The sequence below is a fragment of the Patescibacteria group bacterium genome, from assembly GCA_028716665.1.
Lineage (GTDB): Bacteria > Patescibacteriota > Patescibacteriia > UBA2591 > JAQUPP01 > JAQUPP01.
Genome location: JAQUPP010000001.1, coordinates 448489 through 460328, shown reverse-complemented (window position 1 = coordinate 460328; position 11840 = coordinate 448489). Strand labels below are relative to the sequence as shown.

The following is an 11840-nucleotide window of genomic DNA, read 5'->3' as shown; positions in this document are numbered from 1 at the left end:
ATTATTTTGTCCATTTTTTGATTTCTTCCGGCCCGACTTTCGCCATTTTAATAATATATTTTCTTTTTCTAAACATTTCCGATAATCCTCTAAAGAAAGACAGTTTGGATAAAAATAAATTCCTGGGTTGGCGAAAAAATAAATAAAATGTTTTTAAAAGCTGATACCACAAAATAAATAAAAATTGGGAGAAAAAATTTTTCCAATAAATATTTTTTAAAACCATCCACAAATGATTTCTGTATGAGAAAAAATTAACCGTTTGCGACTGGTAAAAACGCCTGTCTTTCGGCGCTCCTTGGCGAAAATGGTAAGCTTTTGCTTTTGGTTCGTAAATCGCCCCAAATCCGGCCAAGCGCAATCGCCAAGCCAGGTCCACATCTTCTTTATAAGCGAAAAATTGTTCGTCAAAATATTCATTTTCCGCCTTTGAAAAATCGGTTTTAATTTTAATTTCTTCCAAAGCGCTTTTTCTGTATAAAACACAAGCGCCGGAAATGCCAAAAACTTCTTCTTTTCTGTCATATTGTCCATTATCTTCTTCGTTTTCTCCCCTGTCAATTATACGGCTGTTTTTTAAAAATAAAAGTCCGGTGCTGTCTAAAATATTTGTTTTTATTTTTTCCGCCAGTTCCTCTTGATCAAATTTAATTTTAAGCATTTTTCCCCCGAAACTGGCCGTTGATTCATTTTCCTGAGCGGTTTTTATTATTTTTTCCAAAAAATCAGGTTCCAAAATTATATCCGGATTCATCACTAAAACAAAATCCGCTTGACCCAAAGTTAGTCCTAAATTATGAGCTCCGGAAAATCCCAAATTTTTAATATTTCTAAAAATAAAAATAGAAGGTCTGGAATTTAATATTTTTTTAGCTTTGGCCAATGAGCCGGTTGGGTTTGGATAATTTCTTTCCACAAATTCAACCGTGCTGTCGCAAGAAGCATTATCAATAATTAAAACGGAAAAATTCTTATAAGTTTGCGCCAGGACAGAATCAAGACATTCCTTGATATATCGCCTGCTGTTCCAAGTAACAATTTGAATGGAAATTTTAGGAATTTGTTCTTTCATCTTGATTTAAATTTATTGCCAAGCGAGCGAGGGAAAAGAAAATTTATTTTCTTTTCCGAGCGAGGGCAGGCAAAAAAGGGTTTAAATACCCTTTATTAAATAAGCGGCGGTAAAAGTAAAATAAAAAATACCCAAAGGATGAAAAATAAACGGACCGGTCAAACTGGCAACCATTAAAGCGGCCAGACCACCCATCAATCCTATGATAATCCTTTTTTTAAAAATATCTTGAGAAAAAATCTTTATCATTTTAAAACCCTGATAAAAAACAAATCCAAACAGTGATAAAAAAATCAAAAGTCCGATCAATCCAAGCTCAGACCAAATTTCCAAATATCCCCAATCCAGATGAAAAGTGCTTTGAATTTGTTTTGTAACCGGATCCAAATAAGAAACTACGCCGCCAAGTCCTGAACCGAAAATCGGATCAAGTTTTATTTTTTGAGTTAAAATCGGCAAAATCACCATTCGCGTCAGAGAGCTGGTTTCTTCTTCCGGTGAAATTATCGTGCCTAAACGATTTTTGAAAAAACCGAATCCATTCAACATCCCTTCGCCGCCAAAAAGAGTGTAAATGAAACAAAATTCAAAAATTAAAATTAAAATCATTGATAAAGAAAAAATCAGCCATTTTTTCTTGTTTAATTCTTTGGCCAAAAATATCAATCCGACAAAAAATCCCAACAAATAAGCGCGGGAGAAATTAATCAAAATCGCCAAACTGCTTAACGCCGCCAACCAGAAAAAAAAGAATTGTTTTTTTAATTTTAATTTTGTCTCAAACAACAAGCTTAAATAAACCAGGAATAAAGGCAAAATTATCAAATGGGCCGGCGTAACAATACGGAAAAAATTTCCACTCATAAAAGTCGCTTTGCCCACCACCACGTTCCGCCACCACCAATAAAAACTGTCATGGACTTGGACCAGTCCGGAACCGAATAAAATCAAAACAATAATGGTTGAAATCCCAATACCGATAGTCGCGCCTTGAGCCAAACTGAAAATTTTTTGATCGGATTTATCCTTTTTTAAAATATCTGTTAGAGGAAAAAATAAAAGAAAATAAGAATAATTGATAAAATCTTTAATGGCCAAGATACTGTCATTCCTGGCAATTCCCTGAATCAAGCCGAATAAAATTAAAATTATAAAAACTAAAAATAAAATACAAAATGGAGATTTTTTTTGAAAAAACAGATTTTCCCATTTTTCCGAAAAGAATTTTTTGATTACCCAAACGAGCATCACTACTATAAATAAGGCAAGCCGCAAAGAAATTCCTTTAAATTCAAATAAAAGTCCGCCATGGCCGGACAAAAATTCAAAAGCCAGAATAAAAAATCCGTATTCTATTTTATATACGGACAGAAAAATTGCCGACAAAACAATCAATAAAAAAATAATATTTGCCAAAATAGGCCATAAATAACCCAAAAATGACAAAATTTGAAAAAGAAAAAAACCCAAAACAACAAATAAAATTTTTTTATCTAAATTAACGACTTTCATGGCGAAAAGAAAAAATTTGAACTAAACAAGCTAAAAATAAGCTGATTGGATTTAAAATCAAAAGCGGCCAATATAAAACAAAGTGAGAATGTTTTTTAAAATAATAAATAGTGCTTCGATTATAAGTGCTCTGCTTTGGACAAGACAACATTTGGCGGAAACTTTGCGCGCCGTAATGGAATATCGCGGCATTGGGATAATAAATTATTTTATAACCCTCCTCTTTCACTCTTTTGCAAAAATCAACTTCCTCAAACCATAACCAAAATTTTTCGTCCAATAAACCGACTTTTTCCAAAACTTCTCTTTTAGTCATTAAAAAAGCACCCATTACCTGATCAACTTCGCTTATTTTTTCGTAATTGAAATCAGCTTGAAAATAATCTTTTAAAATTTTCGTTCCGGGGAAAAGACGATGAAGTTTTAAAAAAATCATTGCCTGCGAAATAATTGTCGGGAAACTTCTGACGGAATTTTGTATTTTATCGTCCGGACCGATTATTTTACTGCCCAAAATGCCGCACTCCTGATTATATTGCATGAATTGAATCGTTTTTTGCAAAGTATCACCGATAATTTCCGTATCCGGATTTAAAAGTAAAATAAATTCTCCACTAGCTTCTTTGAGAGCTTGATTATTTGCTTTGGCAAAACCGATATTTTGCTCATTGAAAATCACTTTTAAGTTTTGATTTTGACCGATCAAGCTTTTTAAATATTCCCTTGAACCGTCTGCCGAATTATTATCAATCACCCAAACTTCATAATCCAAACCGTCAACATTTTTAAAAATGGAATTCAAACATTTCTCCAATAATTTTTTAACATTCCAACTGACGATAATAATAGAAAGTATCATAAGCGCTTCACTAAAATTAAAAATTAAATCTTAGTTTTTAAAATATTCATCATTTCTAAAAGTTTATTGTCCCAATCCTCTTCTTTTATTCTTATTAATCTTTTCTCTTTTAATTCCGGCTGATTTTCGGCAAGAGCTGTCTCAATATTTTTATTAAAATCTTGGTAATCTGCGGCAATATAAAGAAGGTGAGAAAATTTTTCCACGCCCGAGGGCGGCGTAGTTACCACTGGCATACCGCAAGCCAAATATTCCAAAACCTTTAAAGAATCTGTGTATTTTATAAATTCATCGAGTTTATGAGGATTAATCGCCACGTCAAAAAATTTAATATAAGCCGGTGTCAAATCATATGGTCGGCGGCCCAATAAATGAATATTTTTGTATTTTTTCAATTTTTTTATTTCCGTAGTCGGTCGGCGCAATTTTCTCAAAAAGACCGGCCAAAGCGGACCAATCAAGACAAAAGATTTATCAGGATTTTGCTGAGCCAAATATTCCAAAAGATTAAAATCAACCCTGTTTTGAATTGTCCCGACATAACCGATAATCGGACGAGAAATCATTAAAATGGGATCATTTTTAAGCACAGACTGTTCCTTGGCAAAATGCTTGGGTTCAACGCCGTTGGCGATCCAATAGACATCTTTGTTCCTGCCTAAATTTTTAAAAAATTCCACCAAATTTTCCGCTACGGTGAAAATTAAATCGCTTTTTTGGGAAATTATTTTATAATTTTTCTCTAATAATTTTTTATAGCGCGCGAAAGAAGGATGTTCAATCCAATTGTCCACTGCGTCGAAAACCGTCAAATCAGCGGGTATGCCATTTCCGCCCGAGGCGGATCGGCCTTGGGCCGAGAAATAGTCAACAAACATCGGAAAATATGACCAAATAACTCTCTTGGTTTTTTCCGGCTGATTCTTGTTGATTTTAATCAATATCTTGTTTAATTTTTTTAAAACTATTTGATGAGAAGAAAAACCGCCTAAATTTTTCTTCAAAAAATTTGGGCGGGTAAATATTGAATCAATGGTTGAAAAAACATAAATTTCAGCCGGCGCCAATCCAACAATTTTCACGCATTTAGTGGTAAAATCCCGATAAATATTTGTAACTTTTATGTCTGCATTAGATTTGTAATTTGTGGTTTTCAAAATATTTTCCAAATAATTTCTCAAAGCTCTTCTGAAAGTAAAAGGCAAAAAATCAACGGCAATTATCCGTTTTACTTTTTCATCTTGCGATAATTTATTGAAAATATGATAATTGCGATTCACAATGCCGCCTTCCCATTCTGAAAAGCTCGACATATTGAACATTACAATTTCCAATGATTTTTTATCCATATTTTAATTCTTTAAAACAAATATGCCAGAACAAAACATACCGAAAAATTTATATTTTTCTCAAGGATAAGCTTTGCTCTGGCATATTTTTCGGACAAAATGAACTGTTATTTTTTTAATCAGAAACTATCTCTTGTTCCATTGTGGAGCGCGACGAGCTCTTTTCAAACCAGGTTTCTTTCTTTCTTTTACTCTGGAATCGCGAGTTAAAAATTTAACTGTTTTTAAAGCTTTACGGCATTCAGGGTCCAATTCAACCAAGGCCTGAGAAATTCCGAGTCTGACCGCTTCGGCTTGACTCTTGAATCCGCCTCCTTTGATCATTATTCTGAAATTAAAACTTTTTTCCTGATTCGTTAGACAGAGCGGAGACAAAACTATATTTTGCAATTCAAAATATGGGAAATAATCTTTAAATGTTTTGTTATTAACGGTTATTTCTCCATTACCATTTTTGAAAAGCTGTATTCTGGCAATAGCTGTTTTGCGTTTTCCGGTTGACCAAATACCTGCGTCTTTAACAGGTTTATGCTCTATTGCTTTGTGAATTTTAACCGGTTCTTTGATAATTTCAGGAGTTACTTCTTGAACTTCTTCTTTTTTATGAGATGGAGCGGTTTTTTTAATAACTTTCTTTTTTGGTTTTTCACCGATAACTTTTTCTTTTTTTGGCGTTGTTTTTGTTTTAGTTGGCATAAAAAAATTGATAAACACCCTCGATAGGAAGTAATATCTCTATCTCAGGGCTGAAATATAAAATTAATTAAGTAATGATTATTTTAACAAGTTTAAAAAATTTGTCAATCCGCCTAAATTTTTCTGCAAAAAACTTGGGCGGACAAATCCCTAAAACGCAACCTCTTGCCCTTCTTTCATCACCTTCTCAATACTGACAACTTTGCAAAGTTTGAGGATAAGAAAAATAATTTGAGACAAAATTACCGCCATAAAAGCAAGGATATATTCTATAAACCATAAAAAGAAAAATAAACTCGCAGCAATCGCGATGGAAATTTGTTCGACATAAGGACCGATAAATTGACTAAGCTTGGAATTTATTAATTTAACAAAAATTGTATCTAAGGTTTCGTCTCCTTTTAATTCAACCCCTCCGAATGTTTTAGCCATTGCCGTTCTTTGTTGAACAAGTAATTTCTGGTCAATTTTCTGACTGTTAAATATCTCTTTCATCAGAGAACTTGCATCTGGATCTTTAATTAAGGTGTTAATATCGGTTTTCCCATTTTTATCAATTTTTATTTTTGATTTTAAATTTGCCATTAAATCCTGCGGTAAATTTAATGATTTTAAAGACGGATCAGAAATCATTACTTGAACGGTTATAATTTGATCAATTGTCATCTCCGGACTGTAAAAAGGTATTGATTGAGCAAAAATGCCGGTTAATGGTTTTATTAAAGATTTGATTATTCCGGGGTCTATAATTGTTTCATTCTGACCGAATTTAAGCCACGGATTAAAATAATAAGTTATTGAGGTTATTAAAGCTATGCCAATGACGATAAAACACAAACCTCTGGATAAAATCATCCTGAGTGAAAGCTTGAGTCGATCTTCTTTTTCTCTCCGTATTCTTTCATAAGCGGAAATTAAGAATAAAATAAAAATTAAAATCCCGAATAAATAAATATAATTAAATTTGGGAAAGATAAAGAAAAATCCGGACGAAATAATTATTGTTAAATAAATAATTTTGCGATCTTTAATCAAAATGAAAAATAATAAAATAAAAGAAATGAAAATAACAGAAAATATTCCCAAACTGAGAAAATGACGGGGCTTAATATCATTATTGGAAAACAACGAAAATAATTGCTGCCAAAAAAGAATAGCGGTAATAAACACTAAAAAAGCGGAAGCCAAGATTTTGATCTGTTTTTTGTCAATTTTCATATAATAATTAATTTTTTGTTAATGAATTATTTTTAAACAAAAGTCCTGCCTCTTTGATTAAAGCTGAAATTTGATTTGGTTTTACGCCCGTGCATTCGGTAAATTTCGCTAAATCTAAATTTAAAATATCTTCCACCAGCATTAAACCTTTCGAAACAAAAATTTGCAGCAAATAATCTTTCATGGACGGCAAAATGGTGATGGGATATAATTTTTGATTTTCAATAAAATACTCGAGTCCTTTTTTTACCGGATAATGCCAACCCAATAAATCAACCCCGACGCATTCGGAATATTGAATGGCTTGGCTGGTAAATTTCGTGTTAGTCACTAAAATACTTTGAAGTTTAAAATTTTGATATTCTTTCTTCTTAAAAAAACTGCCGGCTGATAAATCCAAGAATCTGGCATAATTCGCCAAAGCCACTTTTAAATCAAGTGTCGTGCCCGGCAAATGATGATATTTGCATTCGCCGATAAAAACCGTTCCGTTTCTTTTTGCCAAAAAATCAATTTCGTAGTTTACGCATCGCCCGCCGACAATTTGATTAATTTTCACTTCGTAGCCGTTTCTCGTTAAAATGGAAGCAATATATTTTTCAAACGGAAAACCGCTTGGCCCTAATTTTCTTAAAGCTTCTTTTAAACTGAATTTTAAAGCAGCTTGCGGGTCATCTTGTTTAAGTAAAGTTTTGATCCGGCTGAAAATACGCTTGGTCGGCATATCAGGATAAACTTCCTTGGTGATAATTTTGGCTATTTTCTCGGCTAAAAGATTTGAAGCGCCTGATCGCTGGGCGCTGCGAAAAACTTTTTTAGGAGAGAATAACTCTTTCTCTCCGGTTAAATTAATGATATACAACGGTTCTGACATATATAGTAATTATAGACAATTTCCAATTAAAAGACAATATGGAAATAAACAGCTCCGGAAGACTTTGTCTCCCGGAGCTTAAAATTAAATCTTAAATAGACCAAACAGAAATTACTGCAAGAACCAGGCCCAAAAACATTAAAGAATCACCAATTTCTCTTTTTTTATTACAATGATAATAAAATCCTATCCACATTACTATTAGGCCAACCCCTATGCCCGGCCAAAATATTTCCATTTTTTCCTCCTTGTTTATAAAGATCTGATCTTATATAAAAATATATCGTATTTTCAATTTTTGTCAATAATCAGAAAAATTATTTCAATAATCTTTTTTGAATCTTTTTATCGGTTAATTCCCTGATTGCGTCAATCGCGATCCAATGCGCGACAGGAGAATTTATTTTTTTAATTTCTTTGGCAATGATAATCGCCTTTTTATTCAAATTCAAATTTCTTTTTCCAATTTGCCTTAACGCCCAATTAACCGCTTTTCTGACAAAATTTCTTTTATCAGTGGAATATTTTTTGATAAGCGGAAAAAATTTTTCAAAATCTTTGTTTTTGGCTTTTTTATCGTGGCAGGCCAAATACGCCATTAAAGCAAACCCTGCTCTTCTCACGAATTCTTCTTTTTTATCGGCCCACTTTTCTGCTTTTTTCCAAGCAACGGGTATTCTGCAAAATAAATTGGAACAGCACTGGTCGCACAAATCCCACGAATTAAATCCTCTCACCCATTGTTCCATTTGTTTCTCGGTTAATTTTTGCGGCTCGTCAATCATGGTGGCAAAGATTCTCGCTTCGTGAATCTTGGTTTTCCACAAATCAATGGCCAGTTTATGATTTTTACCGATTTTTCTCGCCAAACTTCTTAAAACCGGAATTCTCACTCCCAGAGCATATTGCGGATTAATGCCAAATCTCGCCATTCCCTCTTTATCGCGAAGGCAAGAATGTTTTTTAAAATAAGCGATGATTTCTTTAACAGTCATAAAATAAAAATTAAATTATAATTTATCATATCATATTATTTCAAATTTATAAATCTGTCCATGGGCGAATAAAATAAAAAGCCGAGAGATTTTTCTCTCGGCTGATTTTTAATTATTCTCTTCAAACTTTAATGCAACGAACAATGAAAAGAAAAAACTTATAATAAAACTGAATATGCCTATCGCTACCAGAAAGTTTTTAAAATTACTTTGATACAGAATCGTCAGATAATGATGTGTGGTAAAAAATTGATACCAGTGAAAAAGTACTCCTTTTAACCATGGGTTAAAAAATAAATCCAATTTGACACTACCCCAAATTAAAAAGAACCAAATTACCCACATTACTATCCATATGACAGAAAACTTTACCCAAAAACTTTTACCCATTTTTCCTCCTTTAAGGCAAAATCTTTCTTTAACTTATCATTTTTATAATCCCTACGAGGATGACAAATAGGCCAATCTTAATCAATCCTTTGCCGATTTTCTTGTGTGAGTGTGGCGGCCACCATATACACATTAGTCCGGAACAAATAATTACAGCGCCAACTACCCAAATTTTCCAAATTAAATCAGGAATCATTTTTCCCCCTAGGACGAAACAACATCCTTATCTTTTAGACAAAAAGTAAATTCTCCTTCAAGCGCCAGATCCAAATCCTTATCATTAATACGGCCCTCTATTGTAACTTTGCCATGAGTAAAACCTTTATTCATTTTTACAATGGCAATAAGAAAAATAGAATTGAACTGAGAAACAACTTTTCTGATTTTAAATTGAGAAGCCATGACAAGGAATTTTTTATCTACTGTTTCCGGAATGCTTCGACACATAAATTCTCCTAATTCATAACTGGCTTGTTGTAGCCAACTGGCCTTCACAATTTGTTTTTCCGGAAAATGAGTTGGATCTGTTGGGAAAATTGCTATACCTCTTCCGCCATAACCGGGTTTAAAACCAAGAATCTCAAACAAAAAATTCAACAAATGGAATAATTTCTATAAAATCCTCTCTCTCCAATGGAAATTTATCTTTTAATGGTAATTTCATTTTTCCTCCCTGCCTGCCAATGGACAGACTTTTTAACGAACTTTTATTATCTTTATAATATCAAATTTTTGATGAAATGTCAAGGGATGACAAAGAGGAGTATCTTTCAAAAAAAACACTCCTCTTTTGATGATTCAACTTTAATAATTTTTATCTGATTCTGAAAACCAAAGAAACTGTGGTTTGAATTTCTTGACTGCCGCTTTCAATAGCCGGAGCTGAAATCATAGCAGAATCCCCTGCGCCTAAACTTTTTTCCGCATACATTGGTTGCGGATAATATCTGTCTGTGCCTGATTCTGAAAAAGAAACAACTTTGCCGAGCTTAAAACCGGATGCCTTGGCGATTGCCGCGGCCTTGTCCTTGGCTTGTTGAATAGCCTTGTCTCTCGCTTCGGCTTGCAATATCTCAGGTTTATCAACTACAAATTGGATATCGCCGGCCTGATTTGCTCCTTGCATAATCGCGCCATCAATAATATCGCTGATTTTATCAAAATCTCTGATTTTAACAGATAAGGTAGAAGTCAATTCATAACCTTTAAAAATTCTTTGACCTCTTGGCCAATCATAAAGCGGAGCCAAATTATAGCCTGTTGTTTTTAAATCTTTACTTGCAACGCCTAAATCTTTAATAGATTTGATAACCGCGTTCATTTTTTGCGAATTGTCGCTCATTGCTTCTTTGGCAGTCATTTTATCGGAAATGACTGAAAAACTAATAGAAGCTACATCAGGAATACTAATGACCTTTCCTTCACCGCTGACAGTAATAGTATTTACCTCTAACCCATTTTTAATATCCACAATTTTATCGACTGACAAAACGACCCAAAAAAGAGCTAAAACGCCACACAATATAATGGCGAATTTAGGCGGCTGAGGAATAAATTTTACATTTGTTGTTGTTTCCATAAAAATAATATTTAAATTAATTATAAATAATTAAACCATTAAATTTTTTTGTCAGATTCTTAACTTGAATCATCATATGATTTATATAATTATACTCCGTCCCTCAATAAACGTCAATCAAATAAAAAAAGGGCGGCTTTAAAAGCCGCCCTTAAATTATTGACTATTTTTTTCTTCCAATTCTGCCTGCTTTTTATTAAACTCTCTGACTTTTTCCATCGCCTTCATCAGTACAGGCACCAAATACTTTTCCGAAACGTTTGTTTCTATTGTAATTCCGGAACGAATCAGCGGATGTTTTATTTTTATCTTATACTGATTGTTAAACATTTTCACCTCCTTTTCAATTATTTATAATTTATCACAAACTGAAATTTTGTCAAATAAAAAAAAGGGGCAATATTTTTTGCCCCTTTTATTTTTTTAAAATTTTTGAAGTTCTTGATAAACCTTTACTTCCTTTAGCCAAATCATCACGTTATCATAATCTCTGAATAAACTGTGCCCTCGACAATTAAACATGGTAATGGAAAATCTTGTCGGTCCTTCTCCTTGGTCATGTTCTCCGTGTTGGTGAATAAAGATGCAGGCGTTTTCGCTGCCGTCCAACAACGTTTGAGCGTTATTGTCAGACGCATCCGGAAGATGAAGATCTTTTCTCTGTTTGCGAATTTCTTCCCATGTAGCTTTTTTGTAAATCTTCCCGTCCTTTATCGTGTAAATCCAACCGGTATAATTGAACCCCTGCGCGCAAATCGTGCTTTCTTTAACTACTTCTTCACCCGGTTCAATCCAAATAAGATGGATTCGTTGACGAGAAATTTTAATCTCATCAACAATTTCTTTCATAAATGGAAAAATGTTCAAAACTGCGCCTATTTCATGCTGATCTTTAAATTCTTTTCTGCTCATGACATGCCCCCTTTTATTTTAAATATATCAAATTTTTACCAACAGTGATCGTCTATAGTACCATCCAAGAGCGCACAGAAAAAACCGAGAAAACAAATAAATGCAAATAACATCGTTACAGCTAAAATTACGGTTAATCCGCCGCAAACAAAATAGGCGGAAAAAGCGCAATAAAAATGTTTTTGACTCACCAGCTGATTAACGTCAATAAGGCCGAAATAATTTTCCAACCAGCCAACTCCCCAAAGAATAAAAAGAGCTATAAAAGACACTATTGCATTTCTCATTTCTCCTCCCTGTCTGCCGATAAGCAGGCTTTTTAAAAGAACTTTAATTATTTTAAATGTATCAAAAAAAATTATTTTTGTCAACCTTGCAAAAAAA

The 11840-nt window shown here is 33.3% G+C and carries 14 protein-coding genes; all 14 read right to left on the bottom strand.

Going from position 1 to position 11840, the window contains the following annotated elements; all coding sequences use genetic code 11:
• Position 1 precedes the first annotated feature (1 nt).
• On the bottom strand, positions 2–1072 hold the full coding sequence (locus PHF10_02340; protein MDD5534568.1) for a glycosyltransferase family 2 protein: 1071 nt from the start codon (positions 1070–1072) through the stop codon (positions 2–4).
• A gap of 81 nt (positions 1073–1153) precedes the next feature.
• Complete coding sequence (locus PHF10_02335; protein ID MDD5534567.1) at positions 1154–2584, bottom strand: O-antigen ligase family protein; 1431 nt, start codon at positions 2582–2584, stop codon at positions 1154–1156.
• A complete protein-coding gene (locus PHF10_02330; GenBank protein MDD5534566.1) occupies positions 2571–3443 on the bottom strand; it encodes a glycosyltransferase family 2 protein in 873 nt (290 codons plus the stop codon). Before PHF10_02330 ends, PHF10_02335 begins: the two co-directional genes overlap by 14 nt.
• 23 nt (positions 3444–3466) lie before the next feature.
• Positions 3467–4792 carry a glycosyltransferase gene (locus PHF10_02325; GenBank protein ID MDD5534565.1) on the bottom strand — a complete coding sequence of 442 codons (1326 nt, stop codon included), beginning with the start codon at positions 4790–4792 and terminating at the stop codon, positions 3467–3469.
• 126 nt (positions 4793–4918) lie between these two features.
• Positions 4919–5299, bottom strand: a complete 381-nt coding sequence (rpsI, locus tag PHF10_02320; protein ID MDD5534564.1) for a 30S ribosomal protein S9 — start codon at positions 5297–5299, stop codon at positions 4919–4921.
• A gap of 339 nt (positions 5300–5638) precedes the next feature.
• Complete coding sequence (locus tag PHF10_02315; GenBank protein ID MDD5534563.1) at positions 5639–6706, bottom strand: hypothetical protein; 1068 nt, start codon at positions 6704–6706, stop codon at positions 5639–5641.
• A gap of 7 nt (positions 6707–6713) precedes the next feature.
• Positions 6714–7580, bottom strand: a complete 867-nt coding sequence (locus tag PHF10_02310; GenBank protein MDD5534562.1) for a hypothetical protein — start codon at positions 7578–7580, stop codon at positions 6714–6716.
• Positions 7581–7671: 91 nt separating this feature from the next.
• On the bottom strand, positions 7672–7818 hold the full coding sequence (locus PHF10_02305; GenBank protein MDD5534561.1) for a hypothetical protein: 147 nt from the start codon (positions 7816–7818) through the stop codon (positions 7672–7674).
• A 79-nt stretch (positions 7819–7897) separates the two neighbouring features.
• Positions 7898–8575 carry a DNA alkylation repair protein gene (locus PHF10_02300; protein ID MDD5534560.1) on the bottom strand — a complete coding sequence of 226 codons (678 nt, stop codon included), beginning with the start codon at positions 8573–8575 and terminating at the stop codon, positions 7898–7900.
• Positions 8576–9169: 594 nt separating this feature from the next.
• Positions 9170–9553 carry a hypothetical protein gene (locus PHF10_02295; GenBank protein ID MDD5534559.1) on the bottom strand — a complete coding sequence of 128 codons (384 nt, stop codon included), beginning with the start codon at positions 9551–9553 and terminating at the stop codon, positions 9170–9172.
• Between the two features lie 226 nt (positions 9554–9779).
• Entirely contained in the window at positions 9780–10544 is a 765-nt protein-coding gene (locus PHF10_02290; protein ID MDD5534558.1) for an SIMPL domain-containing protein, read from the bottom strand.
• 156 nt (positions 10545–10700) lie between these two features.
• Entirely contained in the window at positions 10701–10874 is a 174-nt protein-coding gene (locus tag PHF10_02285; protein MDD5534557.1) for a hypothetical protein, read from the bottom strand.
• Between the two features lie 93 nt (positions 10875–10967).
• Positions 10968–11456 (bottom strand): hypothetical protein, encoded by a 489-nt coding sequence (locus PHF10_02280; GenBank protein ID MDD5534556.1) that lies wholly within the window; start codon positions 11454–11456, stop codon positions 10968–10970.
• A 35-nt stretch (positions 11457–11491) separates the two neighbouring features.
• Positions 11492–11827: a hypothetical protein gene (locus PHF10_02275; GenBank protein ID MDD5534555.1), complete on the bottom strand. Its 336-nt coding sequence runs from the start codon at positions 11825–11827 to the stop codon at positions 11492–11494.
• Positions 11828–11840 lie beyond the last annotated feature (13 nt).

Coding starts and splice junctions, on each gene's coding strand:
- PHF10_02340 (MDD5534568.1), bottom strand. CDS start 1,072: ATGAAAGAACAAATTCCTAAAATTTCCATTCAAATTGTTACTTGGAAC.
- PHF10_02335 (MDD5534567.1), bottom strand. CDS start 2,584: ATGAAAGTCGTTAATTTAGATAAAAAAATTTTATTTGTTGTTTTGGGT.
- PHF10_02330 (MDD5534566.1), bottom strand. CDS start 3,443: ATGATACTTTCTATTATTATCGTCAGTTGGAATGTTAAAAAATTATTG.
- PHF10_02325 (MDD5534565.1), bottom strand. CDS start 4,792: ATGGATAAAAAATCATTGGAAATTGTAATGTTCAATATGTCGAGCTTT.
- PHF10_02315 (MDD5534563.1), bottom strand. CDS start 6,706: ATGAAAATTGACAAAAAACAGATCAAAATCTTGGCTTCCGCTTTTTTA.
- PHF10_02310 (MDD5534562.1), bottom strand. CDS start 7,580: ATGTCAGAACCGTTGTATATCATTAATTTAACCGGAGAGAAAGAGTTA.
- PHF10_02305 (MDD5534561.1), bottom strand. CDS start 7,818: ATGGAAATATTTTGGCCGGGCATAGGGGTTGGCCTAATAGTAATGTGG.
- PHF10_02300 (MDD5534560.1), bottom strand. CDS start 8,575: ATGACTGTTAAAGAAATCATCGCTTATTTTAAAAAACATTCTTGCCTT.
- PHF10_02290 (MDD5534558.1), bottom strand. CDS start 10,544: ATGGAAACAACAACAAATGTAAAATTTATTCCTCAGCCGCCTAAATTC.
- PHF10_02285 (MDD5534557.1), bottom strand. CDS start 10,874: ATGTTTAACAATCAGTATAAGATAAAAATAAAACATCCGCTGATTCGT.
- PHF10_02280 (MDD5534556.1), bottom strand. CDS start 11,456: ATGAGCAGAAAAGAATTTAAAGATCAGCATGAAATAGGCGCAGTTTTG.